A 26,216-nucleotide genomic window follows, 5' to 3' on the forward strand; every position below is an offset into this window, starting at 1 on the left:
CAGAAACCCGAGGACGGATACATGAGCTGGACCGAAGCCCCGCCCGCCTCCGCCGGCCCGATCGAGAAGGTCCTCTACGAGGTCAAGAAGACCATCGTCGGCCAGGACGTGCTGCTCGAGCGGCTGATCGTGGCACTACTGGCCCGCGGTCACATCCTGGTCGAGGGCGTGCCCGGCCTGGCCAAGACCCTCGCCGTGAAATCCCTGGCGGAGGCGATCGGCGGTGACTTCCACCGGGTGCAGTTCACCCCCGACCTGGTGCCCGCCGACATCGTCGGCACCCGTGTCTACAACCAGCAGAAGGCCGAGTTCCAGGTCCAGCTCGGCCCGGTCTTCACCAACCTGCTGCTGGCCGACGAGATCAACCGGGCTCCGGCCAAGGTGCAGAGCGCACTGCTGGAGACCATGCAGGAACGGCAGGTCACCATCGGCCGGGAGACCCACAAGCTGCCCGTCCCGTTCCTGGTGATGGCGACCCAGAACCCGATCGAGAACGAGGGCGTCTATCCGCTGCCCGAGGCTCAGGTCGACCGGTTCATGATGAAGGTCGTCGTCGGCTACCCGAGCGTGACCGAGGAGTTCGTGGTCGTCGAGCGGGCCCTCGCCCGGACCGCGGCCATCCAGAAGATCATCGACCCGCAGACGCTCGTCACCCTCCAGGAGGAGGTCGACCGGGTCTACGTCGATCCGTCCCTGATCGAGTACGCGGTGAACCTCGCCCACGCCACCCGCGACCCGTCCCGGGTGGGCCTCACCGACCTGGCGAAGTACGTCACCTTCGGCGCCAGCCCTCGCTCCTCGATCAGTCTGGTGCTGGCCGGGCGGGCCCTGGCCTTCCTCCGCGGCCGGGAGTACGTGGTGCCCGAAGACCTCGGCGATCTCGCGCTGGACGTGCTGCGCCACCGGCTGGTGCTCTCCTACGAGGCACTCTCCGACGAGGTCACCCCGGATCTGATCATCGCGAAGATCCTGGCGAACCAGTCGTTCCCGGAACCCGCGGGCCGGGTCCGGTAGATGACGACCGCCCCCGACCGGCTGCTGCGGCGCCTGGAGTGGAAACTCGGGCGCCGTCTCGACGGGCGTCTGCAGGGCTCGTACCGGACTGTGTGGCACGGCGCCGGTTTCGACTTCACCGATCTGCGGGCGTACACCCCGGAGGACGACGTCCGGCACATCGACTGGAACGTCACGGCGCGCCTGGACGAGCCGTTCGTCCGGCAGTACACCGAGGACCGGGAGATGACCTCCTGGCTGGTGATCGACCGGTCGGCGTCGATGCGGTTCGGCGGCGGCGCCGGCAAGGAGTCGACGGCCGCCTCGCTCGCTGTCGCGATCGCCCGGTTGATCTCCCAGGGTGGCAACCGGGTCGGGGCGATCCTTTTCGACAATCAGACCCATAAGATCATTCCGCCGCGTACGGGCCGGGATCAGATTCTGCGGATAACCCGCGATCTGACTTCTAGTGTCACGAAAAAGTCGGACAAAACGACGGACCTCGCGGAGATGCTGCGACTCGCCGCCACCACCACCGCCCGGCGGCGCAGCCTCGTCTTCGTCATGTCCGACTTCATCGGCGAACCCGGCTGGGACCGGCCCCTCGCCCAGCTCACCCATCGGCACGAAGTCGTCGTCATCCGCGTCGTCGACCCGTCCGAACTGGAACTGCCCGACCTCGGCCTGATCCTGGTCGAAGACGCCGAAACCGGCGAACAACTCCTCGTCGACACCAGCGACCCGCTGCTGCGCGCCCGGCTCACCGAGCAGGTCGGCGCCCGCGAGGACGAACTGGCCGACGGCATGCGCCGAGCCGGCGTCGACGCCCACCGGATCACCACCGACCAGGACATGCTGGCCACCCTGGTCGACATGGTCCGCCGTTCCGGACGGAGACGCCGGTGACCTTCCTCTACCCGGCCGTCATCGCGATCGCGGTGCTGGCCAGCGCGGCGGCCGTGGCCGGTTACACGGCCCTGCAGAAACGCCGCGCGGCAGCGCTGTCGGCCGCCGGGTTCTCGTCGCTCACCGGCGGGGGCGTGCGCAGACACCTGCCGTACGCGCTGCTCCTCGCCGCCCTTCCGGTCATGCTGATCGGCCTGGCCCGGCCACAGGCGGAAGTGGCCGTGCCCCGCGTCGCCGGGACCGTGCTGCTCGCCTTCGACGTCTCCAACAGCATGTCCGCCGACGACGTCGCACCGACCCGGCTCGCCGCCGCACAACAGGCCGCCACCGCGTTCGTCGAGGACCAGCCGGACACCGTCGACGTCGGAGTGCTCGTCTTCGGCGACCAGGCCCTGCTCACCCAGGCACCCACCGACGACCACGCGGCAGCGGTCGCCGCGATCGGCCGGGTCTCGCCCAGCGGCGGCACCTCGCTCGGGCAGGCCATCCTGGTCGCGCTCGGCACGATCACCGGCAAACCGGTCAGCCTCCCCTCGACGGAGGGCGGCGCGCAGGCCACCTCGGACCTCGGCTACTGGCCGTCGGCGACGATCGTGGTCTTCTCCGACGGCGAGGAGACCGGCGGGCCCGACGTGCAGGCCGCCGCCGAACTCGCCGCCGCCGCCGGAGTACGCATCCAGACGGTCGGCGTCGGCACCGCCAAAGGCGCGACCGTCGAAGTCGACGGCTTCCAACTGGGCACCCAGCTCGACGAGACCCTGCTGACCACGGTGGCACAGGTGACCGGTGGGGCGTACCAGCAGGCCGGCGACGCCGGGGCGCTCACCGACAGCACCAAAGCGATCGACCTGCGACTGACCACCGAGAAGGAACCGATCGAGCTGACCGCCCCGTTCGCGGCCGCCGCCCTCCTGCTCCTGACGCTCGGCGGGCTGCTCGGCACCCGCTGGCACGGAAGGATCGTCTGATGTCGCTGAGCTGGCCGTGGGCGCTGCTCGCGCTGCTGGCCGTCCCGCTGCTGCTCCTGGCCCGCTGGTTGCTGAACCGGCGGCGGAAGCGGACCGCGGTGACGGTGTCCAGCGTCGCACTGATCCGGGCCGCACTACCCGGGCGGACCGCCTGGCGCCGGCGGATCCCGGTCTACCTCTTCCTGGCCGGGCTGCTCGCGCTCGCCGGTGGGGTGGCCCGCCCGCAGGCGTCGATGGCCGTGCCCTCCAACGACACCACGATCCTGCTGGCCATCGACGTGTCCGGCTCGATGTGCAACATCGACATCGCACCGAACCGGCTGGCCGTCGCCACCGACGCGGCCCGCGAGTTCGTCGAGGCCCAGGACGGCGACACCCGGATCGGGCTGGTCGCCTTCTCCGGCATCGCCGGCCTGCTGGTCCCGCCGACCGCCGAGAAAGCGCCGCTGCTGGAGGCGATCGCCGGGCTCAAGACCGCCCGCGGCACCGCGATCGGCCAGTCCATCCTCACCTCGATCGACGCGATCGCCGAGATCAACCCCGAGGTGGCCGGCACCGGCGTCGAGCTGGCCGCACCCGCGACCGGCGGGGCGCCCGTCGACTACGAACCGGACACCATCGTGGTGCTCACCGACGGCTCGAACACCACCGGCGTCGACCCGGTCACCGCCGCCGAACAGGCCGCGGCCCGGCGACTGCGGGTCTACACGATCGGGTTCGGCACCACCGACCCGCAACAGATGGTCTGCACCCCCGACCAGGTCAGCGGCGACTCCGCGTTCGGCAGCGGCTTCGGCGGCAACGGGTTCGGTGGCGGCGGTGGCGGCCGGGGCGGCAACCGGGAGATCGACGAGGAGGCGCTCACCCAGGTCGCCGACCTGACCGGGGGTCGCTACTTCAAGGCCCAGGACGCCGAACAGCTCACCGACGTGCTCGGCGACCTGCCCCGCGAATTCGGCGTGACCAAGCAGAACGTCGAGATCAGCGTCTGGTTCCTGCTGCTCGGCACACTGCTGGTCACCGCCGGTGTGACACTCTCCCTCTGGTGGAACCGTGGCCCGGCTCCCCGGCGCCCGAAAGCAACCGCGGCCTAGGTTCCGGTGAGGCGGCGGTGGCGCTGGGCGGCCATCCGGACCGGGGCGTTCGGCTCGCCGAAACGGTCGTAGCCGGCGCGGCGTTCGACGATCTCGAAGAACACCCGGCCGCCGATCACCGGGGTGTAGAGGTGCAACAGTTCGCCGCCGTTCGCGTCCCGGTCGTAGAGGATGCCGTGCTTCCGCAACGTCGCCACGAAGCCGGCGTCCAGGGCGAACCGGGCCGCCAGGTCGTCGTAGTAGTTGTCCGGGACCGGGAGCGCCGGCAGGTCCAGGGCTTCGGCGGTGGCGAGCAGATCGGCGGTGGCGAAGGCCACGTGCTGGGGGTCGGAGACCGCGGGCGCCCACTCGCCACGGCGCAGAAGGGACACGGTCAAGGCCACCCGGACGCGGCGGGCCGGGTCGGCGACCGCGCGGGACCGCATCAAACCGAACGGGGCGGCGTACTCCTCGGCGGCGAGATGATCCAGGCCGAGAACCGAATGGTAGAAGAGGCCGGCCTCGTCGAAGTGATCGAACGGCTGCGCCAGCCCGAGATGATCAACAGCCAGCAGCCCGGCGCCGGCCTTCGCGTCATCGGCCTCCGGTTCGCCGGCCGTCCACCCGCCGGCCTTCGCGCCGGTCGGTAGGAAGTCCGCGCGCCACGGATTCGCCGGGCCGGTCACGAAGACCTGGGTGCCGTCGGGGGCCGTGATCGCGGCGAGTTCCGCCTCACCCGGCTCGCGGACGTTGGGGTGAGCGGGGGCCCGCAAGGCCTCGGCACGGGCGAGGGCGGCCGCCGGATCCACCGAGGTGACCGCGAAAGCGCTGATGGCGGCGGGGCCGGTCGCGGTCACCGCGCTGTTGAGGATCACGCGGCAGGAATGCTGTTCCCAGAGTTCCACCGGTTTGGTGCGGTGCTGACCGGTGTGCAGGAAACCGAGGCCCCGCAGGGCGGTGCGCAGTTCCGGGCCGGAGCGGCCGTCGACGGCGAATTCGGTGAAGGCGTGCCCGGTCAGGTCCGGCGCGGGCGGGAGCGCGCGGAGGGCGGTGCGGCTCCCGTCGTACCCGGCAATCGTCAGTTGATCTTCAAGGGCGACCAGGGACCGCATCGCGTCGACCGCGGTCCGGGTGGGATCGGCCTGCCGGAAGACGTCGTTGAAGACCTCCAGCGACAGCGGCCCGTCGTAGCCCGCGGCCAGCACCAGCCGGACGAAACCGGGCAGATCGAAGGCGCCCTGGCCGGGGAAGAGCCGGTGGTGGCGGCTCCACTGCAGCACGTCCATGCGCAGATGCGGCGCGTCGGCGAGCTGCAGGAAGAAGATCTTGCCGGGGGTGATGCCGGCGATCGGGTCCGGGCTCACTTCCCGGGACAGTACGTGGAACGAGTCCAGACAGAGCCCCAGCGCCGGATGATCAGCCCGCCGCACGATCTCCCACGAGCGGTCCCACGTGGACACGTGCCGTCCCCAGGCCAGCGCCTCGTAGGCGATGCGCATCCCGTGGTCCGCCGCCCGATCGGCCAAAGCGGCGAGCTGGGCGGCGAGCAGGTCGTCATCGTTCACGGCGTCCGGGGCCACTGAGGAACACACCAGCACCGTGTCCACCCCCAGTTGCGCCATCACGTCGAACTTCCGCCGTGCCCGGTCCAGACTCTTGCGGAAATGTCCGTCGTCGAGCGAGTCGAGGTCCCGGAACGGCTGGTACAGGTCGATCGTGAGGCCCAGGTCAGCGCAGCGGGACCGAACCTCCACCGGCGACCACGGCGACACCACGAGATCGTTCTCGAACAGTTCGATGCCGTCGAACCCGGCCGACGCGGCGGCGGTCAGCTTGTCGTCGAGGGTGCCGGAGACACAGACGGTGGCGATCGACCGGCGCATGCGGCCTCACTTTCGTAGATAGCCGGTCACCAGATCCCCGAGCATCGTCCGGTAGTGCTCCCGACGATCCGGGGCGAGCAGGTCCCGGTCGAAGAGAGCGCCCCAGGTGTGACGGTTGGCGACGCGGAAGAAACAGAACGAACTGATCATCATGTGTACGTCGAGGGCGTCGACGTCGTCGCGGAACACACCGTCGCGCACACCGCGGTCGAGGACTCCGCGGAGCAGGTCGACGGCCGAGCTGTTCAGGTCGACGAGCCGGGCCACGTGGTTCATGTGCTTGGCGTGCTGCGCGTTCTCCACCCCGACGAGCTTGATGAACGCGGGGTGCGCCTCGTGGTGGTCGAAGGTGACCTCGGCGAGCCGGCGGACGGCTGCCGGGGGATCGAGATGGTCGACGTCGGCGGTCTGTTCGGCGGCCCGGATCTCCGCGTACGCCCGTTCCAGAACTGCCAGGTAGAGCTGCTCCTTACCGCCGAAGTAGTAGTAGATCATCCGTTTCGTGGTGCGGGTGCGCGCGGCGATCTCGTCGACCCGGGCACCGCTGTAGCCGCGTTCGGCGAACTCGTCGGTGGCCACGTCCAACAGATCTGTGCGGGTGCGTACGGCGTCGCGCTGCCGTTCCTGCGTCATACAGGTAAGTCTGCCGTGGGTCTTGACAGTGTCGGCCGTCACACCTCATAACTAACGTACCAGTTCGTACATTAGCAAGGAGCTTGTGAATGTCGGCTTGCCGATGCGGGTTGATCGGGACCGGGATCGGCGCGTCGCTGTCACCGGCACTGCACGAGGCCGAGGGGAGCCACCACCACCTCGGGCTCACGTACACGTTGTTCGACGTGGACACCCCGGCAGAACTCGAACGCCGGCTCGATCTCGCCGAACGTTCCGGGTACGCCGGGCTCAACATCACCCACCCCTTCAAACAGCAGGTGATCAAGCACCTCGACGAGTTGTCCCCGCAGGCCCGGGAGATCGGCGCGGTGAACACCGTGGTCTTCCGGGACGGCCGCCGGTACGGCTACAACACCGACGCGCCCGGATTCGCCGAATCGTTCCGGACCGGCCTGCCCGGCGCTGCCACCGGCCACGTGGTGATGCTGGGCGCGGGCGGGGCCGGAGCCGCCTGTGGTCACGCGCTACGGGAGCTGGGCGTCACGGAACTGACCATCGTGGACCCGTCCGTCTCCCGCGGCCGGGAACTGGCCGACCGGCTGGGCGCCGGATACCTGCCCGCTGTCACCACCCTGAAAACCGCCGACGGCCTGGTCAACGCCAGCCCCATCGGCATGCGGCACCACCCCGGGATCCCACTGCCCGCAGAGCTGCTCCACCGCCGCCTGTGGGTCGCCGACATCGTCTACATGCCCGTCGACACCGAGCTGCTGATCGCCGCCCGTGCCGCCGGACTGCCGGCGATCGGCGGCGCCGCGATGTGCGTCTACCAGGCCGCCGCGGCGTTCGCACTGTTCACCGGATCCACCCCCGATATCGCGCGGATGTTGCTTCACCTCTCCCATCTTCTGGAGCGCCGCAATGTTGACCGAGACCACCACTCGTGAACTTCCCGAACCCCCCGCGCTACGCCGCATGGTCGGGCCCGGCATCGTCGCCGTCGGCATCGGCATGGCGGCCGGCGAGATCATCCTCTGGCCGTACCTGACCGCGATCGGTGGCCTCGGCCTGCTCTGGCTGGCCTTCACCACCCTCGCCGTGCAGTTCGTCATCAACATGGAGATCGAGCGATACACCCTGGCCACCGGCCAGACCGTCGTCGCCGGATTCTCCCGCTGGTGGAAGGGCTGGGGCATCATCATCTGCCTGGCCGGGGCCTTCCAATACGTCTGGCCCGGCTGGGCGACCAGCGGGTCCACCGTCTTCACCTACCTGATCGGCGGCGGCGACCCGGTCTGGATCACCGTCGGCGTACTGGTCACCATCGGGGTCTTTCTGACCCTGTCCAAAGTGATCTACAAAACCGTGGAACGCGTCGAGACCGTCAAGGTCATCCTGACCCTGTTCTTCCTGGTGGTCGTGGTGATCTTCGTGATCTCGCTGAGCACCTGGGGCGAGGGCGCGAAGGCCACCGTCACCGAATTCGGGCAGATCCCGGACGGCATCACGTTCACCATGCTGCTCAGCGCCATCGGCGCGGCCGGCGCTGGTGGCGTACACAACCTGGTGTTGAGCAACTGGATCCGGGACAAGCGATACGGCATGGGTGCCCACGTGCCCCGCCTGATCTCCCCGATCACCGGCCAGGAAGAGGCAGCCGGCGCCGACCGCTACACGTTCCCGCTCGACGAGACCTCACTGAGCCGCTGGAACCTGTGGTGGAAACGCGCCAACACCGAACACCTGGTCACCTTCGTAGCGGTCTGCTTCGTGACGATCGGCGTGATGAGCCTGCTCGCCTACGAGACCCTCTTCGGCCGCGGCGACCTCAAATCGGACCCGTCGTTCCTGCGGACCCAGGGCGAGATCTTCGAAACCGAAGTCGGCACCTGGCTCAAACTGCTGTTCCTGGCAGTCGCGGCGGTCTCGCTGTGGGCCGCGGCGATGGGCCTGCTGGACATCATCGGCCGGGTCGCCTCGGACTTCCTGCGCCGCAACTACCTTCTTGAATCGGCACGTTGGACCGAAGCCCGGATCTACCTGGCGGTGGTCTGGATCGAGATCGTCCTCGGCTCGGCGATCCTGCTGGCCGGGTTCACCCAGCCGCTGGGCCTGCTGATCGTCTCCACCTGCGCGGCCTCGGTGGTGACCCTGCTCTACTCGATCCTGCTGGTCCGCCTCAACACCCGCGACCTGCCGGGCCCGATCCGGATCCGCGGCTGGCGCCTCGGCGGCCTGCTGGTGGCGATCGCCTTCTACGGCTTCTTCGCCATCGCGATGGTCGTCACCCAGCTCGACAAACTGTGAGGTTTCGCCCGGGCTTTTGCAAGCCCGGGCGAACCCGTCAAACCCGGCGCCGTCGGGTCCAGGAGAAACCGATCAGGCCGGTGATCGCGGCGAGGATGCCACCGGTCACCGTCCACACCCATCGCGACGAGAAGTCCGGAAGCCAATCCACCGAGAAGTACTCCTCCTCCGGCTCCGCGCTCGCCGACGGCACCGGGGTGGTCAGCAGCTTGCCGGGCTGGTTGTTCGGCACCAACGGAGCAGCCAACTCACCCTGGTCGGCACCGGTGTCGCCGGTCGGTGACGTGAGAGTCAACGACACGTCGAGCGGCAGGCCCAAATCCTTCTCCGGCAACTCAGTACTGGACAACCGCACGTAATAGGTGCCGGGCAGCGGGTCACCGTCCCACGGCTCGGCCCATGAACGGACCTGCCGCAACCGGCAACCGAGCTTCACCGCAGTGTCGGTGGTCGCGGCCACCGGGCTCTGCTCGCCACCCACACAAGCCTGCCGGCGGCGCAACCCGTCGAACACCTCGACGGTCCACGAATGATCACCGCTGCGACCGCTACTGGGCAACGTGACGTCGACAGTCAGATCGGGCCGCTGCCCGGCCGTCGCCGGGAACTGCCAATACAGGTAGTCGCCGGTCACCGCACTCACCTTGACCGGCTGCTCCGGGGCGATCGCCACAGCGGTCAAGAACGACGTACCGGCCGACGTGATGCTCTGCAACGGCGTCGGCCCGTCCGTCGGATCGGCGGCGAAAGCGGGAACAGGCAGCAACACGAGACCGAGAACGGCCAACGGGAACAGTCTCCGCATGATCAGTTCTCCCTCCAGGTAGCGACCCACCAGCGGGTCAGCCAACCCGCCAGCACACCGGCGATCAGGCCGGCGATCGCGAGCACGAACAGCAGCAGCCAGCCGCGTCCCAGACCGGGAGCATCCGGTGCCTGCGAAGCCGGAACCAGGTCGATACTCAGCTCGACCGGCATACCGGGTGCACCGGCCGCCGTCGTCGAAGCGAACGAATTACTCACCACCAGGCAGATGTCCGAAGTCGCGGCCAAAGCCGGCTCCTCATCGCCGGACCAGCGCAGACCCGCCGAGATCACATCGGCGCGGCCACTACCCGCGTCCAGACCACGAACCAGTTCCCGGCCGTCCACCGTGGCCGCCTTCACCAGCACGCCATAGTCCCGGTTCAACGGCCGGTCCAAGGCGATACTGACACTCGCGCGCAGTTCGCGGCCGGCGTCCACCGACACCCGGTAGAAGCGGTGCTCGCCGATCAGCTCACGGTCGGTGTAGACACCGGCAGCCAGCAGCGGGGCAGTGGCACAGTCCTTCGCACCCTGCACCACGGCCGGGGTGACCGGCGGCGGCAGCGCGGCCCGGTCGACGAGCTGCTTGATCCGGTCGGTCAGCTCCTCCTCGCTGTTCGCCGCGGCATAGGTGCCACCGGTCGCCTGCGAGATGCAGACCAACTGCTTACGGGTCTTCTCGTCCGGTGCCAGACCGAGCGTGTCGACAACCAGATCGGTGCCCTGGGCGGCCAGTTCCCGGGCCACGTCACAAGGATCCGGCGGGGTGCAAGTGTCCTCACCATCGGTGATCAGGACGATCCGGCGGGCCGAACCGGCGCCTTCCAAGTCCTTGGCCGCCGACCGTAGCGCCAAACCGATCGGAGTGAACCCGGTCGGCTTCAACGTGGCGATGGCGTTCTTGGCCGCCACCCGGTTGACCGGGCCGACCGCGACGATCTGCTGAGTGTCCCGGCAGCCGAGCCGCTTGCTGTCACCGCCATACGTCGCGCCGAGCACCCGGATACCGAGCTGCGTAGTCTCCGGCAGCGCGTCGACGACCTCGTTGAAAGCTCGTTTGGCGACCGTCATCCGGGTCTGCCCGTCGATGTCGGCGGCCTTCATCGAGCCGCTCACATCAAGGACCAGTTCCACCACCGGTGGTTCGGTTTCCGGTGTGGGCTCTTCTGCGTACGCGGGGGTGGCGCCGAGAAAGGCGGAAGCCGCGATCAATCCCGTCGCTGTCACTATGGACAGTGTTCTGTGGATCACGCGGCAAGATCATAAGCAATCGATCCGGTACGGGGTAAACGGCACCCCCCAACCACATCCCCCTGTCTCGTGATAGCCCACACAGCCACCCCGCCAGAACCTCCCGCCCCGCCAGCCGGCCCCGCCGTCCCCGCCGGCCCCTGTCAGCCGGCCCGCCAGCGCTGGCAGTCACGGCCAGTGCCAGGACCAGTGCTGGTGGCCAGGTTCGGGGCCGAATCCTTCGGCTAGCCGTAGCTCAGCAAGGTCATTGGGGGTCGATAACCTCGCTCAGCTACGGCTCGAGTCACCCAGCCGTACACCAGACATGGAATGACCCCGTAATGACCTGTCTGAGCTACGGCTAGCCATGACTCGGGGGGTTTAACGTTGCTGAGGTACGGCTAGCCGCCACGGACGGGGTTGTTTTGGCTGGTGGGGGTGGGTTCCTCGGTGTCGTGGGTCTTGTGTGGATGGGGAGGAAGGGCTGTGGGTGGGGCTCTGGGGGGCTTACGAGCGCGGCGGTGTGGGACTAGCGGTATGCGGCGTGGCCCGTCAACGTCTGGCCGATCACCAGCGTGTGGATCTCGGAGGTGCCCTCGTAAGTCAGGACGGATTCCAGGTTGTTGGCGTGACGTAGCGGTGAGTAGTCAAGCGTGATGCCGCTGCCGCCGAGGATGGTGCGGCATTCGCGGGCGATGGCCAGTGCCCGGCGCACGTTGTTGAGTTTGCCGACGCTGATCTGGTGCGGTTTGAGCGTGCCGGCGTCCTTCAGGCGGCCCAGGTGCAGGGCGAGCAGTGCGGCGGTGTTCAGGTCGACCGCCATGTCGGCGAGTTTCTGCTGGGTGAGCTGGAACGCGGCGATCGGTTTGCCGAACTGGATCCGGGAGTTCGCGTAGCCGATCACGGTGCGCAGACTGTCCAGGGCCGCCCCGGTGGAGCCGAAGACGATGCCGAACCGAGCTTCGCCCAGGCAGCTCAGGGGCGCACCCAGGCCCTTGGCGAGAGGCAACTGGGCTGAGGCGGGCAGGCGCACGTCGTCGAGGGACAACTCGCCGGTGATCGAGGCGCGTAGTGAGAGTTTGCGTTTGATGGTGCGGCTGGTGAATCCGGGGGTGTCCCGGGGGACCAGGAAGCCGCGTACGCCGTCCTCGGTCTGTGCCCACACGGTGGCCACGTCGGCGATGCTGCCGTTCGTGATCCACATCTTGGAGCCGTTGAGGATCCAGTCGTCGCCGTCGCGGGCGGCCCGGGTGCGCATGTTGGCGGGGTCGCTGCCGAAGTCGGGTTCGGTGAGGCCGAAGCATCCGATCGCCTCACCCGCGGCCATCCGCGGCAGCCATTCGGTCTTCTGGTCCTCGGAGCCGTACTTCCAGATCGAGAACATCGCCAGCGAACCCTGCACCGACACGAAACTGCGCAGCCCCGAGTCGCCGGATTCCAGTTCCAGGCAGGCCAGCCCGTACGCCACCGCGCTCGTCCCGGCACACCCGTAACCGTCCAGGTGCATGCCGAGCACACCCAGTTTGCCCAGTTCGGGGGCCAGCTCCCGGGGGAAGGTGCCGTCTTCGAACCAGTCCGCTACGTACGGCCGCACGTGTTCGGTCACGAACCGGGCCACCGTTTCGCGGATCTGCCGCTCCTCGTCGCTGAGCAGGCCGTCGAAGTCGAGTAGTTCGAGCGGATCGGTGAGCGCCATCCGTCGATGATGCCACCGCGGGCCTCGTCAGCGGTCTCTCAGCCGGGTGTTCTAGCCTCATGATCATGACGGCCCCCACGCTCACCGACTTCATCGATCCGGCTGTCCGTGACTCCGTGACGGGGTTCCTGGCGACCGTGGAGACCGAGCTGCGCGTCGCCGTGGCCAGCCCGGACCCGCTGGTCGACGAGGTCGCGGCGTATCTGGTGCAGGCCGGTGGCAAACGGTTCCGCCCGCTCACCGTGGCGCTCTGCGCGCAGCTGGGCGACCCGGACCGGCCGGAGTTGCTGCCGTCGGCGGTGCTGATGGAGCTGACGCACCTGGCCACGCTCTACCACGACGACGTGATGGACGAGGCGTCGCTGCGGCGCGGTGCGGCCAGCGCCAACTCCCGGTGGAGCAACAAACTCGCGGTGTACGTGGGGGACTTCCTGCTGGCCCGCGCGGCCCAGATGGCCGCCGGATTGGGTGAGGAGGCGGTCCGTCTGCAGGCCCGCACCCTCTCCCAGTTGGTTCGTGGCCAGCTCGCGGAGACCGTCGGCCCGCGGGGCGCCGATCCGATCCGGTTCCATCTGCAGGCCGTCGAGGACAAGACCGCCTCGCTGATCGCCACGTCGGCCCGGTTCGGTGGCCTGTTCTCCGGCCTGCCCGCACCGCACGTGGAGACGCTCGCCGAGTTCGGCACCGCGATCGGCATCGCCTTCCAGCTCTCCGACGATCTGCTCGACATCGCGTCGGAGTCGGAGCAGTCCGGCAAGACTCCGGGCACCGATCTGCGCGAGGGTGTGCCCACGCTGCCGATGTTGTATGCGCTGGCCGCCGACGACACCGGGGCTGACGTACGACGGCTGAAGGAATTGTTGTCGTCCGGTCCGATCGTCGACGACGCGCTGCATGCCGAGGCGCTCGGGCTGCTGCGCGGGTCGGCTGCTCTGAAGCAGGCGCGGGAGACCGTGCACGGTTATGCCGGAGCGGCCCGCCGCAGTGCCGGCACCCTGCCGGACGGTGCGGCCCGCCGCACTCTGGAGTCGCTCTGTCACTACATCGCGGATCGCACCGGCTGATTTACCTTCACTTCCCGCGTTTTCCGCCGATGGTGCCAGTGCGATTTTTGTACGGCGGACAGCGGGGAGTGAGATGCGCGAGAAGGACGAAGGCTTCTCCATCGTCGAACTCATCATGGCGATGGCGGTGCTCAGTATCGCCATGGCCGGCTTCGGTGCGTTCTTCATCAACGGCACCAAGACCGTCGATCAGCAGCGTGACCAGCGGCAGGCGGCGCAGCTGGCGTCGACCGCCATCGAGCAGGTCCGGGCACTGCAGGCGACGGCTCTGATGAAGGACCGGGGCAAGACCGCCGTCCAGGAGCAGTGGGATGAAGCGCTGACGAAAAGCCTGTTCAAGGACCGGCTGAAACCGTATCTGGACAGCATGGCGATCGGGTACGACGAGAACGCCACCGGCGGTGCCGACGCGCCCATCTCCACCAGCACGATGACCCAGACGATCAACGGCACCGATTTCAAGCAGACCATCTTCGTGGGCACCTGCGAGGTGTACTACGCCTGGACCGAACAATGCGTCGACCCGGCCACCGCGACCCGGGTCCCGGCCGACGAGACCCAGAAGCTCAAGTACTACCGGGTGGTCGTGTTGGAGTCCTGGTCCCAGCAGGGCTGTGCCGGCGACCAGTGCGGTTACCTGGCCTCCACGCTGGTCTCCCGGGTCGCCGAGCCCCAATTCGACATCAAGCGGCCGTCGCCGGTGGTCCGCAGTCTCGCGCTGAACCCACTCCCGGTCTTCTACGTCGGGCTGAACACGGTCACCTACCAGTACAAGGCGACCGGTGGCACGCTGCCCAACGTCTGGACCTTCACCGGGCTGCCGACCGGCTTGACCGGTAACGCGGGCGGTCTGATCAGTGGCACCCCGACGACGGCCGGCACGGTCAGCGGCGCCACCGCGAAGGTCACCGACGACTCCGGTCGCTCGGACACCCTCAGCAACATCAGCTATACGGTGGTCGTCCCGCCGGTGGTGACCGCGCCGAGCGCCCCGAAGAATCACGTCGGCGAGGCCGTCTCGCTGCAGCCGACCGCGACCGGCGGAGACACCTCGGGCTCCCCGAAGTACACCTGGACCGCGACCGGGCTGCCCGCCGGTCTCGCCGTCGACGCGGCGACCGGGGCGATCACCGGCACCGCGAGCAGCACTTACACGGCCACGATCCGGGCCACCGACGTGAACGGCGTCTACGGCGAGGCCACCTACACCCACACGGTGTATCCGGCGATCGTGCTGACGAAGCCCGCCGACCAGACCGTGGCCCTCGGCGCGTCGGTGATCGCCACGCCCACCGCCTCCGGCGGTTTCGGCACGCTGACGTTCTCCGCCTCCGGCCTGCCTCTCGGCGTGTCGATCAACGCGTCCACCGGCGTGATCAGTGGAACCCCGACCCTGCCGGGCCGGTACGTGCCGACGATCAGCGTGACCGACAGCATCGGCCCGGCCGTCAGCGACCGGTTCATCCTGACGGTGACGACCACCGGGCTGACCCTCACGCTGCCGGGCGGTGACCCGACGTCGCCGACCGGCCAGGTGGTGACGATCCCGGTCGGCACCAACGCCTCGCTGCTCGGCATCACGATCCCGCCGACCACCACGGTGACGGGTCTGCCCGCCGGAGTGACGTGGAACAGCGGCAAGGGCACCCTCAGCGGCACACCCACCACACCCGGCGTCTACGTGGTGACCGTGAAGAGCGTCAGTACGGTGCCGGTGTCCACCGCCATCTACAACTTCGTCTGGACGATCACATGAAGCGGCTGATCCGGCGGCTCTCCGACGATCGCGGGTTCTCCCTGGTCGAGGTGATGATGGCGGCGACCATCATGACGTTCGTCCTGGCCATCGCGCTGACCGGGGTGGTGCAGTTCTACGCCAGCACCAACCAGACCCAGCAGACCTCGGACGCCCGGGACCAGTTGGACATCAGCTTCCGGCGGCTGGACCGGGAACTGCGCTACGCCACCTGGGTCGCCACCCCGGGCAAGGTCGGCACCCGCTGGTACACCGAGTACGCGCTGCCGGACGACGCCACCGGAAACAGCCCGTGCCGGCAGATCATCCTCAACAACGGCCAGCTGATCCTGGCCGCCTGGGACCTGCCCGCCAAGACGCCGGCGACGCAGACGGTCCTGGCCACCTACGTGACCGCGGACACCAGTGCCGGGCCGGTGGCGGTGTACTCACCGGGCGACTCGCCGTACGCCAGCGCGAGTGTCGGCGCCGCCGGTGTCGGCTCCGGCTTCCAGCCGCAGTTCAAGCAGGTCCGGCTGCGGTTCACGGTGACCGTCGGCAAGGTCGCGCTCCCCTTCGACAGCACCTTCACCGCCCAGAACATCGACCGCAACGCCAGCCAGAAGACCGCCAATGACTGCAGCCAGGGGAGGCCCACCACATGAGCCCACATCGCCTCTTCCGGGACGAACGCGGATCGCTGCCGATGGCGATGCTGGTCGTGACCATCGGCCTGTCCCTGTCCGCCATGCTGTTGCCGGTGATCCTGCGGCAGGTCACCAGCACCCGCACCGTGAACGACCGCAACAGCGCCCTCAACGGCGCGCAGATCGGGCTCGACGTGGTGATGGCCCGGGTCCGGGCGGCCTCCACCCTCAACGACAAGGACAAGTTGATGGGCCAGCTGGAGGACATGCCCGGCTGCGACATCACCGGTGACGGCGGGGTCGACGGCACCGGCGAGTCGCTGCGGTACATCGTCACCATCGTCTACAAGGACCAGGACGGCAAGGCTCTGGCCTGCCCGCTCACCAAGGTGCCGACCACCGCGACGGTCACCTCGCAGGGTCTGCGCAGCAGCGCCTCCACCGGTGACACGTCCGGCTCGCGCACCCTCAACGCCACCTACAACTTCTTCACCAGCAACACCAACATCCCGGGCGGTACGATCCAGATCGCCGCGTCCACCGTCGGCAGCCTCTGCTTCGACGCCGGCTCGAAGACGCCCGCGGTCGGCACCGCGCTCGTCGTGAAGACCTGCAACGGCGGCAGTAATCAGCAGTTCGGCTACACCGAGGACCTGTATCTCAAGCTGGTCAACTCGGAGACGACGGCCGCGACCGACGGCCTCTGCCTGCACTCCGGGGCGACCCACTCCAACAACAACCCGGTCACCCTGCAGAAGTGCCCGACGGACTCCCGTAACACGCTGTACCAGTGGAGCCTCGACGGCGCCAGCCTGTTCCACTCGACCAGCTCGAAATCGGCGATCGAGAGCACCTGCATCAACATGAAGACCGCCAACACCATCGGCAGCGCGGTCATCCTCAACTCGTGCTCGGTGAACACCTCGGTCACCGTGTGGCGGTCGTCCGCGGGTGTCGGCGCCGGCATGGCCGGTGACTCCACCAACCAGCTGGTCAACTACTCCCAGTTCAGCCGCTGCCTGGACGTGACGAACCAGGACGCCGGGTACTCGTACATGATCGCGTGGTTCTGCAAGCAGAGTCCCAGCGGCGCGGTCGACTGGAACCAGATCTGGGTGCACCCGGTCCCGGTGGCGCCGGCCGTCAAGGAGACCGGTGCGATCACCGTGACCAGCAAGGACGGCAAGACCAAGTACTGCCTCAAGACGCCGAACAGCACAGCCACCAACGCGTACGTCACGACGATGACCTGCCCGGCCACCCCGTCCAACAACAAGGACCTGATGTGGACCGTCGTGCACAACACCGGTGACTACGCGACGAGTTACCGCATCGAGGACAAGAACGGCTACTGCCTCCAGCCGACCGACCTGAACTCCTCGCCGAAGGACACCCACTCGGACGGCACCAGCAAGGTCAAGGTCGGTAAGTGCAGCAGCTCGGAACTCCAGAAGTGGAACGCGCCGGCAAACCTCAGCCGGCTCACCCCGCTGACCGACGTCCGGGAGAACTAGAAGAAGTCGCCGGACACCTTCAGCGAACCGGACTCGGCCACGTAGGTGTCGCCGCCCGCGTCCCGGCTGCCGGGCGGGTGCTTGTACCGCGCGGCGAACGTGTAGGTGCCCGGCGCCAGCGTGTCGGCCGGCGCCATCACGAACCGGTAGACGAAGGCGTCCGGATCCTCGGTGACCGTCGTGGTCACGCTGGCGCCGGGCGTGCTCTTCGCCCCGCTCCGGGCCACCAGGCCCTCGGTGCGGGCCACCCGGATCACCACGGTCAGCGAGGTCAGCGTCTCCGTCGTCTTCAGGGTGACGACGCTGGAGCCCTCGGACACCACCGAGCCGTCCGCCCAGAGCGGCCCCTGCTCGACCGGGGGCGTCGTCTTCTCCTGCGCCGGAGAGGCCGACGGGGACGGCTTGAGGGAAAGGAGCGAGGGTGACGGCGACGGGGTGAACGGGGCGACACTAACCGGGGCGGTGTCCACCGGACTCGGCGCGGCAGTGACCGGCGCCGGCGTCGGAGCGGCTTCCGGGCGGCCGGACGAAGAGGTCAGCGCCCAGGTGCCCACTCCGCCGCCGCCGAAGAGCACGGCCACCGCGGCGGCCACCGCGGCCGTCCGCATCCGCGGGCCTCTCCGGGCCGGGAGTCGATGCCCGGAGTCGCGCATCGCGGACGCGGTGATCCGGTCGAACATGGCCGCCCGGTCCGGCTGATGAGCGGCGGCCTCGGCCCGCAGCGCGGCCCGGAGCCGGTCGTCGTCGGAGGGCTTCACCGCGCCGCCTCCCAGCCGTCGATGCCGACATGATCACCCAGCATCCCGGCGAGCTGCTTCGCACCCCGGGACGTGGCGCTCTTCACCGCGCCCACGGAGATCCCCAGGATCGCGGCGACCTCCCGTTCCGGCAGGTCGAACGCGTACCGCAGGACCACGCAGGCACGTCTCCGATGCGGAAGTCTACGGAGCGCGCCACGCACGTCCAGGACCGCCGGCACATCGGTGTCGCGGCGCAGCGCCTCGAACGACAGCAGCCGCTCCCGGCCGCGCCGGCGCACCCAGTTGCGGGCCAGGTTCATCACGATGCCATGACCGTAGGCGGCCGGGTCGTCGGCCGCGGTCACCCGATCCCAGTGCCGCCACACCTCGGTCAGCGCGTCGGCGGCCAGATCGTCGGCCACCGACGACTCGCCGGTCATCAGGTACGCCAGACGGGACAGGGAGGCATGATGCCGCTCGAAGTACGCACGGAACGCCTCATCACGCACTCTGACACACCTCCCCGGTCAACCAGCAGACCGGCCGACGTTAGAGATCGGTACGGACCCAGGGCAAGCGAAGTTCGGTCGGTGAGACGCGGATATCATCCCCTGCGACATGGAGATCAGCTGGCAGACCGGGCCGGCCGGGTTCGCCGCCGGCCTGCTCATCTCGATCGTGACGGCACCCGTCGGCGGCGTCTACGGCATCGGCGAGGGCTCCCTGCTCGGCCCGATCCTGGCGGGCCGCGGGATCCCGATGTCGACCGTCGCCCCGGCCGCGCTGGCCGCCACCTTCGTCAGCTCGGTCGCCGGGTCCGGCACCTACGCCCTGATCGCCGTCACCACCGGCGGCGCCGAGATCGCCCCGCACTGGGTGCTGGGCCTGCTCTGCGGTCTCGGCGGCCTGATCGGCGGTTACCTCGGCGCCCGGCCGCAACGGCACATCCCGGAAGCCGCCCTGTGGTTCCTGCGCGGTGCCCTCGCGGTCGCCCTGGCCGTCTCCTACCTGGACTTCTAGAACGATCGTGCCGACGGCGCGGCTCGGATCGCCGAGGACGACCTCGCCGCTGGCGGGCTTCAGACCGTCAGGACCACCTTGCCGGTGGTGCGGCGGGCCAGCAGGTCCTCGTGGGCGCGGCGGGCGTCACCCAGCGGATAGGACGGTCCTGGCGGCAGGACCAGACGCCCGTCGGCGACCAGGGTGAGCAGCTCGGACAGCGGTTCGCGGAAACCGCCGGGCTGATCCAGGGCCGGGCGCAGCCAGAACCCGCCGACCGACGTGTTCCGATCGGCCAGCGCACCCGGGTCGACCGGCGCCCGCCCCTGCCGGGACGCGTTGCCGTAACTGATCAGGCGACCGTAGTGGGCCAGCCCGCCCAGTGCCGCGGCCAGCGTGTCACCACCGGTCGAGTCGAGGATCACGTCCGCGCCCCGGCCGCTGGTGGCTTCCAGGATCCGTTCCGCGTACCCGTCGGCCGCACTGTCCACCGCGACGTCCGCTCCGAGCCGCAACGCCCGCTCCCGTTTCTGGGCGGTGGAGGCGGCCGCGATCACCCGCCCGGCCCCGAACTGTGCCGCGAGCTGCACCGCGACGGTCCCGACACCCCCCGACGCGGCGCCGACCACCACGGTCTCCCCTTGCGACAGCCGGGCACTGCCACGCAGCAGATGCCAAGCGGTGAGCCCTTGCACCAGCAGCGCCAAGGCACTCGCGTCGTCCACTTTGTCGGGAATCTCGACGAGGTCACCGTCAGCCACCGAAGCCCGCGACGCATACCCGCCACCCGGGAACAGCAGCGCCACCACCCGCCGCCCGTCCGGCCCGACCCCGGCCACCTCGGTCCCCGGCACGAACGGCAACACCACCGCCGCCCGATAACTACCGTCGGTGCGATGCGTGTCGGCGTAGTTCACCCCCGCCGCCGTCACGTCGACCAGAGTCCGTCCCGGCTCCGCCACCGGATCGTCCAGCTCAGCGGCCTCCAGAACCTCAGGCCCACCAAGCCGGGACACCAGAATCGCCCGCATGCAACGCACCTCCCCAACCGCGCCACCAGCGCGAACCAAATACCAAAACCATAGAAGAACTATGATTCGGTACGGACCACACCCCCTCACAAGCACCCACCACGCCCGCAGCGATCACGCGAGCCAGGCGGCACTCCAGACCGTCCCCGACCGCCGGGCCGAATGCGATGGTCACCAAACCCCCAGGCCGCTCCGCGGCCACAAACCCGGTTGCGGTGGTCCCGGGCATTCCGGCCGGCTGCCCGCCACCGGGGTCTCCATCCGGGTGTCGCCAGTGGCCAGCCGGGTGCCGGCGGTGGTGTGACCGGGTGTTCTCAGTCGCTCATCAGGTGTTCGAGGAACCGGCCCGGGTCGGCCAGGAACGCCCGGGTCATGGCGACCGCCTCCACCTGGTCGTAGGCCACCTCCTCGATGGCCCCGCCCGCCGCGATCTCCAGAATCGTCGCCCCCGGGCAGGCCAGCAGAACCGGCGAGTGGGTGGCGATCAGGAACTGGCTGCCGGTCTCCACCAGTTCGGCGATCCGCAGCAGCAGCGCCAGACAGCCCTGCACCGACAGCGCCGCCTCGGGTTCGTCGAGCAGGTAGAGCCCACCGGCCCCGAACCGATGGTTGGCCAGGTCGAGAAACGACTCCCCGTGCGACCGCTGGTGCGGTGACACCCCACCGTAGGACCCGGCCACCCCGAGCCGCTCGATCTCGGTGGCGACGTTGTAGTACGACTCGGCCCGCAGGAAGAACCCGGTCCGGGGTTTACGTCCGGCGGTGCGCACCAGCGTCAGATGCCCGCCGAGCTCCGACTCACTGGCCCGGGTGGCGAAGTTGAACGAGGTGGTCCCGCCTTCCGGGTTGAACCCGGCGGCCACCGCGATCCCTTCGATCAGCGTCGACTTCCCACTCCCGTTGTCCCCGGCCAGCAACGTGACCGCCGTCGGAAACCGCAACTCCCCACCGGCGACCAGTCCCCGAACCACAGGCAACCCGAACGGATACCCGTCCCCCGGCACCGCATCCAGCCGAACGGCCCTGATGAACATCTCCCGCACGCTACCGGGCGTCACCCCGAGGACGTCCTCTTGGACCCGAGGTCGTCCTTCCGCCGCAACCAGAAGGACCGAGCCGGAATCCATCAGGTAGCTCGCAGAAGTAACCGCGACCCCGCGCTCACGCCCGGTGGTCGCGGTGCGGTCCGGGCCAAGCGCCTTGCCTTGCGGGGAAGGGGCGGGGCCGGTGGATTTCGGCGGGAGCCGTGGGGCGTACCGGCGCGGTGTGGTTCGGGTTCGGGTTCGGTTCTTGGGGTGGGCGGCGCGCGGAGGGCCGCGCGCCGCCGTCTGGTCAGTCTTCGTGGGGGACCGGGACGGGGGCGACACGCCAGATGCGGGCGGCGTAGTCGGCGACCGTGCGGTCGGAGCTGAAGAAGCCGCTGTGGGCGGTGTTCAGGATCGACATGCGGATCCAGCGGTCCCGGTCGCGCCATGCTTCCTCGACCTGCGCCTGGGCGTCCAGGTAGGCGCGGTAGTCGGCGAGGGTGAGGTATTCGTCCCAGCCGAGCAGGGAACTCGCGACCCGGTGGCCGACGTCGCCGAAAGCCCCGGAGCCGAGCGCGTCGATGGCGGCGCGCAGTTCGGCGTCGTGTTCGTAGAAGGCGCGCGGCTGGTAGCCGTTGATGCGGGCCTGCGCGGCCTCGTAGGCGTCCAGGCCGAAAAGGAAGAAGTTGTCCTCGCCGACCCGGGCCCGGATCTCGATGTTGGCGCCGTCCAGGGTGCCGATGGTGACCGCGCCGTTCAGGGCCAGTTTCATGTTGCCGGTACCGGACGCCTCCTTGCCGGCGAGGGAGATCTGCTCGGACAGGTCGGCCGCTGGGATGATCTTCTCGGCGAGGGTGACGTTGTAGTTGGAGGGGAAGACGACCTTGAGGTACGGCGAGGCCACCGGGTCCGCCGCGATCGTGGCGCCGACCGTGGCGATGAGCTGGATCAGGTCCTTGGCCGCGTGGTACGCCGGGGCCGCCTTGCCGGCGAACAGCACCGTGCGCGGCACCCAGTCCCCGGCCGGGTTGGCGTGGATCCGCTGGTAGAGCGTGACGACGTGGAGCAGTTTGAGTTGTTGCCGCTTGTACTCGTGGAACCGCTTGATCATCACGTCGGTGAGCGAGTCGGGGTCGCCGGCGGCCAGGGCGACCTTGTTGGCCCGTTTGATCGACTGCCAGCGGTCCCGGAACGACGCGTCGCCGATCAGGGACTCCAGCCCGGCCAGTTTCTCCAGGTCACGCAGCCAGCTGTCGTCGCCGAGGCCTTCGGTGATCAGGTCGGACAGGCGCGGGTTCGCGATCCGGATGAAGCGGCGCGGGGAGATGCCGTTCGTGACGTTCTGGAACTTGGCCGGCCACAGGTCGGCGAAGTCGTCGAGGACCGTCTCCCGCAGCAGTTTCGAGTGCAGCTCGGCGACCCCGTTGACGGCTTCGGTGCCGACCACCGCGAGATGTGCCATCCGGACCCGGCGCTCCGGCTCCTCCTGGATGATCGACATCCGCCGGATCCGGTCCTGGTCACCGGGGAACTGGGCGCCGACCTCCCGCAGGAACAGCATGTTGATCACGTAGATGATCTCCAGGTGCCGGGGCAGGAGTTTCTCGATCAGCCGAACCGGCCACGTCTCCAGGGCCTCCGGCAGCAGGGTGTGGCACGTGTAGGCGAACGTCTTGCGGGTGATCTCCCAGGCTTTGGACCAGTCCAGTTCGTACTCGTCGACGAGCAGCCGCATCAGCTCGGGGATCGCGATCGTCGGGTGCGTGTCGTTGAGCTGGATCACCGTCTTGTCGGCGAACTCGCTCCAGTCCTCGTTACGCAGCCGGAACCGGCGGATGATGTCCCGCAGCGAGCAGGAGACCAGGAAATACTGCTGCTTGAGCCGCAGTTCCCGGCCCAGTTCGGTGCTGTCGTCGGGGTAGAGGACCTTGCTGATGTTCTCGGCGCGGACCGCTTCCTGCACGGCTTCGGCGTACTGCCCGGCGGAGAACCGGCTCAGGTCGAACGAGGCCTCGCTGGCCTTGGCGCTCCACAGCCGGACGATGTTGACGGTGTCGGTGCCGTAACCGGGGACCAGCATGTGGCTGGGCTCGCCGAGCACGATCTCGCCCGGCACCCACACCTTGCGGTCCGGTGAACCGGGGACCGGCTCGGTGTGCCCGTAGAAGCCGACGGTCTGCCGGTCGTCGGGTGCCGGGAACTCCCACGGGTTGCCCTGGAAGGCCCAGTCGTCGGGCAGTTCGGTCTGCCCGTTCTCGGTGATGATCTGCCGGAAGATGCCCAGGTCGTAGCGGATGCCGTAGCCGACGGCCGGGATGTCCCGGGTGGCCAGCGAGTCGACCAGGCAGGCGGCGAGACGGCCCAGGCCGCCGTTGCCGAGTCCCGGCTCGACGTCCAGGTCCTCCAGGTCCTCCAGGCTGAAGCCGAGAGCTTTGACCGCCTCGGCGGCCAGATTGCCGGTGCCGGAGTAGAGCAGGTTCTGTTCGAGCTGAGCACCCAGCAGGTATTCCGCGGAGAGGTAGTAGACCCAGCGGGGGTTGCTGGCGTAGTGCGCGGCGGCGGTGCGGGCCCGGCGCTCGGCGAGCCGGTCCCGGACGGTCAGCGAGAGCGTCTCGTACGCGTCCCGCGCGCTCGCCGACTCGACGGTCGTGCCGCGCCGGTAGTAGAGGTTGCTCAACAGGTCCTGCTGGAACTCATCGGCGGTCTTGCCCAGTTTGCGTAGACCGATGCCCTGTCGAAGATCCATGCCGCCATTGTGCCTCGCCGGTGTTTCCGGTGCCCCTTCTTCCTGCTTCCCGTTCAGGCTGGGAATGGGAGACTCCTCTGATGCTCCTGAGATCGCTGTTGCCGTCCTCGGTCACCACCGCCGAGGCGTACTCCGACGATCCCGCCGAAGCCGCTTTCCCCGGCGAGCAGGACCTGATCGCCGCCGCCAGCGAGGGCCGCCGCCGGGAGTTCGTCACCAGCCGCCGCTGTGCCCGGGAGGCCCTCGCCGCGCTCGGTGAGCCGGCGGTGCCGATCCGGCCGGGCCCGCGCCGCGAACCGGTGTGGCCGACCGGGGTGGCCGGCAGCATCACCCACTGCACCGGTTACCGGGCCGCGGCGGTAGTGCGCACCAGCGACGTCATCGGCCTTGGCATCGACGCCGAACCGCACGCCCCGCTTCCGCCCCGGGTGCTCGGCGCCGTCACCGCCCCCGGCGACGTCGAGCACCTGGCCGCGCTGGCGGCCGGGGACCCGTCGGTGCACTGGGACCGGCTGCTGTTCAGTGCCAAGGAGTCGGTCTACAAGGTGTGGTATCCGCTGACCGGCCGGTGGCTGGGGTTCGGCGACGCGGCGCTGGAGATCGACCCGCGGGCCCGGACCTTCACCGCCCACCTGCTGGTCGACGCGCCGTTCCGCACTCTGACCGGCCGGTTCCTGGTCGAGCGGGGCCTGGTGGTGACCGCGGTCGCCCATCACGAGTAGTGCCGCACGCGGGGCCAGATCACGGCCCACGAAGCGGCCGGCCGGCAGACGTAGACACGCGCGCCGACCTCGTCGTTCACCACTGCGGGAGTGTTGTGCAGGGTGCCTTCGGCGGTGCACGGCCCGAGCATGCCGGCCGGCGGCTCCCGCAGCACCGCGACGACGACCCGTTTCGACTCCGGCGGCGGGCCGAACCGGTGCAGTTCGTTGTGCCCGCTGTAGACCGCGGGCAGGCCGATCGAAGGGCCGAACCGGTCCAGGGCGCCGGCCTCGCCGTAGTTGCCGGTGAACAGCACGGCCCGGCGCTGATCGGCCGGGGACAGCCCGGCATAGACGAGGCCGATCTGCCACACGTACTGCCGCCAGCCGACCTGGTCGGCGACGGTCTCGTTCCGCTCGGCCGGCAGGGATCCGGCGAGTTCGTCCTCCGGGACGACCGGCAGTGACATGACCGTGCCGGCCAGAGCCGACAGCACCACCCCGGCCGTCACCAGCGCCTGCCGCCCGCGCCGTCCGGTGAGCCAGCGCTCGGTGGGCACCGCCCCGATCGCCAGGATCCCGAAGAGCAGACCCAGCGGATGGTACGGCCGGCCCGCGGTCACCAGCACCGCCACCAGCATCAGCGGATAGGCCACGGCGATCACCCGCACCCGCCGCAACCGCGGATCGCGGATCAGCACGACCAGTCCGGCGATCCACACCGGAGGCAGGATCAGCAGCGTGAACTGCGCCGGCAGCAGCGCCAGCCGCGACCCGGCGCCCTCCTGGCGGGCGACGGCCACCGCCAGTTCCACCTGCGGGAAATCGTTGACCACCTGGTAGATCAGGTTGGGCAGGCCGATCAGCACGGCCAGTCCGGCACCCGCCCACAGGTGCCGGGACCGGAACACCTCGCGCGGCCCGGCCAGCAGTAGTGCCACCGCCAGGCAGAGCAGCAGGAGCAGGACCAGATGCTTGTTCCAGAGACCCAGCCCGGCCACCACCCCGGCGCCGAGCCAGGCCCGCGGGCGCTCCCACAACAGGGCCCGCACCACCAGGAGCAGCACGAGCAGCCAGACCAGCAGATCGGTGGCGGTGGCCGAGGTGACGTGCGCGGCCGACAGTGCGACGGTGCTGAAGACCCCGGCCGCGGCGATCGACTGGGCGGCCCGGCCCCCGCCGGCCTCCCGGGCGATCAGCGCGGCCACCACGGCGGTCAGGCCGAGCAGCACGGCCGGGGCCACCCGGATCGCCCAGACGGAATCACCGAACGACGCGATCCCGAACCGGACCAGCATCGGCGTGAACGGTGGCTGATCGACGTAGCCCCACTGTGGATGCTGGCTCAGCAGCCGGAAGTACAATTCGTCGCGGTGGTAGCCGTAGCCCCCGGAAGTGATCAGAAGCAGTAGCGTGGCGGTGGCGGCGGTCAGTCCGACCGGCCACCACGCGACCGGTCGACGGGCGGACTCGATACGCTGCGTTGCCGTGATGTCACTGAGAGCATCGACCACGGACCCCACCGTACGGGCAACT

Annotated in this window: 23 protein-coding genes; 12 read left to right on the forward strand and 11 right to left on the reverse strand. The window is 69.2% G+C overall.

Annotated features, from left to right (window positions below):
* The first annotated feature begins 21 nt into the window (after positions 1-21).
* The 4 genes from BLU81_RS41320 to BLU81_RS41335 are packed head-to-tail and all read left to right on the forward strand — an operon-like array spanning position 22 to position 3,961.
* Positions 22-1,014, forward strand: coding sequence for an AAA family ATPase (locus tag BLU81_RS41320; protein WP_092554300.1), 993 nt, complete (start codon positions 22-24; stop codon positions 1,012-1,014).
* Positions 1,015-1,899 (forward strand): DUF58 domain-containing protein, encoded by an 885-nt coding sequence (locus BLU81_RS41325; RefSeq protein ID WP_092554303.1) that lies wholly within the window; start codon positions 1,015-1,017, stop codon positions 1,897-1,899.
* Positions 1,896-2,867 carry a VWA domain-containing protein gene (locus BLU81_RS41330; protein WP_092554306.1) on the forward strand — a complete coding sequence of 324 codons (972 nt, stop codon included), beginning with the start codon at positions 1,896-1,898 and terminating at the stop codon, positions 2,865-2,867. Before BLU81_RS41325 ends, BLU81_RS41330 begins: the two co-directional genes overlap by 4 nt.
* Positions 2,867-3,961: a VWA domain-containing protein gene (locus BLU81_RS41335; RefSeq protein ID WP_092554309.1), complete on the forward strand. Its 1,095-nt coding sequence runs from the start codon at positions 2,867-2,869 to the stop codon at positions 3,959-3,961. Before BLU81_RS41330 ends, BLU81_RS41335 begins: the two co-directional genes overlap by 1 nt.
* On the opposite strand, the gene BLU81_RS41340 is transcribed toward BLU81_RS41335, so the two are convergent.
* Positions 3,958-5,823 carry a bifunctional sugar phosphate isomerase/epimerase/4-hydroxyphenylpyruvate dioxygenase family protein gene (locus BLU81_RS41340; protein ID WP_092554312.1) on the reverse strand — a complete coding sequence of 622 codons (1,866 nt, stop codon included), beginning with the start codon at positions 5,821-5,823 and terminating at the stop codon, positions 3,958-3,960. The genes BLU81_RS41335 and BLU81_RS41340 overlap by 4 nt on opposite strands.
* Before the next feature lie 6 nt (positions 5,824-5,829).
* Entirely contained in the window at positions 5,830-6,456 is a 627-nt protein-coding gene (locus BLU81_RS41345) for a TetR/AcrR family transcriptional regulator (protein WP_092554315.1), read from the reverse strand.
* A gap of 89 nt (positions 6,457-6,545) precedes the next feature.
* On the opposite strand from BLU81_RS41345, the gene BLU81_RS41350 reads away from it, so the two are divergent.
* Complete coding sequence (locus tag BLU81_RS41350; RefSeq protein ID WP_092554318.1) at positions 6,546-7,385, forward strand: shikimate dehydrogenase; 840 nt, start codon at positions 6,546-6,548, stop codon at positions 7,383-7,385.
* Positions 7,360-8,745 (forward strand): Nramp family divalent metal transporter, encoded by a 1,386-nt coding sequence (locus BLU81_RS41355; protein WP_157751999.1) that lies wholly within the window; start codon positions 7,360-7,362, stop codon positions 8,743-8,745. Before BLU81_RS41350 ends, BLU81_RS41355 begins: the two co-directional genes overlap by 26 nt.
* A gap of 37 nt (positions 8,746-8,782) precedes the next feature.
* Here the strand turns inward: BLU81_RS41355 and BLU81_RS41360 are convergent, their stop codons facing one another.
* From BLU81_RS41360 to BLU81_RS41370, 3 genes are all read right to left on the reverse strand, one after another.
* Entirely contained in the window at positions 8,783-9,550 is a 768-nt protein-coding gene (locus BLU81_RS41360) for a peptidase (RefSeq protein ID WP_092554324.1), read from the reverse strand.
* 2 nt (positions 9,551-9,552) lie between these two features.
* Complete coding sequence (locus BLU81_RS41365) at positions 9,553-10,803, reverse strand: VWA domain-containing protein (protein WP_092554327.1); 1,251 nt, start codon at positions 10,801-10,803, stop codon at positions 9,553-9,555.
* 508 nt (positions 10,804-11,311) lie between these two features.
* A complete protein-coding gene (locus BLU81_RS41370) occupies positions 11,312-12,478 on the reverse strand; it encodes an acyl-CoA dehydrogenase family protein (protein WP_092554330.1) in 1,167 nt (388 codons plus the stop codon).
* Between the two features lie 65 nt (positions 12,479-12,543).
* Here BLU81_RS41370 and BLU81_RS41375 point away from each other — a divergent pair, with 65 nt between their 5' ends.
* From BLU81_RS41375 to BLU81_RS41390, 4 genes are all read left to right on the forward strand, one after another.
* Positions 12,544-13,542 (forward strand): polyprenyl synthetase family protein, encoded by a 999-nt coding sequence (locus BLU81_RS41375; protein WP_373873373.1) that lies wholly within the window; start codon positions 12,544-12,546, stop codon positions 13,540-13,542.
* Positions 13,543-13,615: 73 nt separating this feature from the next.
* Complete coding sequence (locus tag BLU81_RS41380) at positions 13,616-15,298, forward strand: Ig domain-containing protein (protein ID WP_172890716.1); 1,683 nt, start codon at positions 13,616-13,618, stop codon at positions 15,296-15,298.
* The gene (locus BLU81_RS41385) at positions 15,295-15,942 is read left to right on the forward strand and encodes a prepilin-type N-terminal cleavage/methylation domain-containing protein (protein ID WP_092554339.1); all 648 of its coding nucleotides are present in this window, start codon (positions 15,295-15,297) and stop codon (positions 15,940-15,942) included. The genes BLU81_RS41380 and BLU81_RS41385 overlap by 4 nt, the downstream gene beginning before the upstream one ends.
* Positions 15,939-17,438 (forward strand): ricin-type beta-trefoil lectin domain protein, encoded by a 1,500-nt coding sequence (locus BLU81_RS41390; protein WP_092554342.1) that lies wholly within the window; start codon positions 15,939-15,941, stop codon positions 17,436-17,438. The genes BLU81_RS41385 and BLU81_RS41390 overlap by 4 nt, the downstream gene beginning before the upstream one ends.
* Here the strand turns inward: BLU81_RS41390 and BLU81_RS49375 are convergent.
* Together BLU81_RS49375 and BLU81_RS49380 are read right to left on the reverse strand one after the other, a co-directional pair.
* Positions 17,435-18,196 carry a hypothetical protein gene (locus BLU81_RS49375; protein ID WP_172890717.1) on the reverse strand — a complete coding sequence of 254 codons (762 nt, stop codon included), beginning with the start codon at positions 18,194-18,196 and terminating at the stop codon, positions 17,435-17,437. The genes BLU81_RS41390 and BLU81_RS49375 overlap by 4 nt on opposite strands.
* Positions 18,193-18,687: a SigE family RNA polymerase sigma factor gene (locus BLU81_RS49380; RefSeq protein WP_172890718.1), complete on the reverse strand. Its 495-nt coding sequence runs from the start codon at positions 18,685-18,687 to the stop codon at positions 18,193-18,195. The genes BLU81_RS49375 and BLU81_RS49380 overlap by 4 nt, the downstream gene beginning before the upstream one ends.
* Positions 18,688-18,796: 109 nt before the next feature.
* Between BLU81_RS49380 and BLU81_RS41405 the strand changes: the two genes are divergently transcribed.
* Complete coding sequence (locus BLU81_RS41405) at positions 18,797-19,198, forward strand: TSUP family transporter (protein ID WP_092554348.1); 402 nt, start codon at positions 18,797-18,799, stop codon at positions 19,196-19,198.
* A 59-nt stretch (positions 19,199-19,257) separates the two neighbouring features.
* Here the strand turns inward: BLU81_RS41405 and BLU81_RS41410 are convergent, their stop codons facing one another.
* From BLU81_RS41410 to BLU81_RS41420, 3 genes are all read right to left on the reverse strand, one after another.
* On the reverse strand, positions 19,258-20,208 hold the full coding sequence (locus BLU81_RS41410) for a quinone oxidoreductase family protein (RefSeq protein WP_092554351.1): 951 nt from the start codon (positions 20,206-20,208) through the stop codon (positions 19,258-19,260).
* Between the two features lie 314 nt (positions 20,209-20,522).
* Entirely contained in the window at positions 20,523-21,242 is a 720-nt protein-coding gene (locus BLU81_RS41415; RefSeq protein ID WP_092558377.1) for an AAA family ATPase, read from the reverse strand.
* A gap of 298 nt (positions 21,243-21,540) precedes the next feature.
* On the reverse strand, positions 21,541-23,979 hold the full coding sequence (locus BLU81_RS41420) for a glycogen/starch/alpha-glucan phosphorylase (protein ID WP_092554354.1): 2,439 nt from the start codon (positions 23,977-23,979) through the stop codon (positions 21,541-21,543).
* 80 nt (positions 23,980-24,059) lie between these two features.
* Here BLU81_RS41420 and BLU81_RS41425 point away from each other — a divergent pair, with 80 nt between their 5' ends.
* Positions 24,060-24,701, forward strand: coding sequence for a 4'-phosphopantetheinyl transferase family protein (locus tag BLU81_RS41425; protein ID WP_092554357.1), 642 nt, complete (start codon positions 24,060-24,062; stop codon positions 24,699-24,701).
* Here the strand turns inward: BLU81_RS41425 and BLU81_RS41430 are convergent.
* Positions 24,692-26,194 carry a glycosyltransferase family 39 protein gene (locus tag BLU81_RS41430; RefSeq protein WP_231953758.1) on the reverse strand — a complete coding sequence of 501 codons (1,503 nt, stop codon included), beginning with the start codon at positions 26,192-26,194 and terminating at the stop codon, positions 24,692-24,694. The two genes, BLU81_RS41425 and BLU81_RS41430, sit on opposite strands and share 10 nt — an antisense overlap.
* Between the last annotated feature and the right edge of the window lie 22 nt (positions 26,195-26,216).

The organism is Actinoplanes derwentensis (genome assembly GCF_900104725.1).
Classification (GTDB): domain Bacteria; phylum Actinomycetota; class Actinomycetes; order Mycobacteriales; family Micromonosporaceae; genus Actinoplanes; species Actinoplanes derwentensis.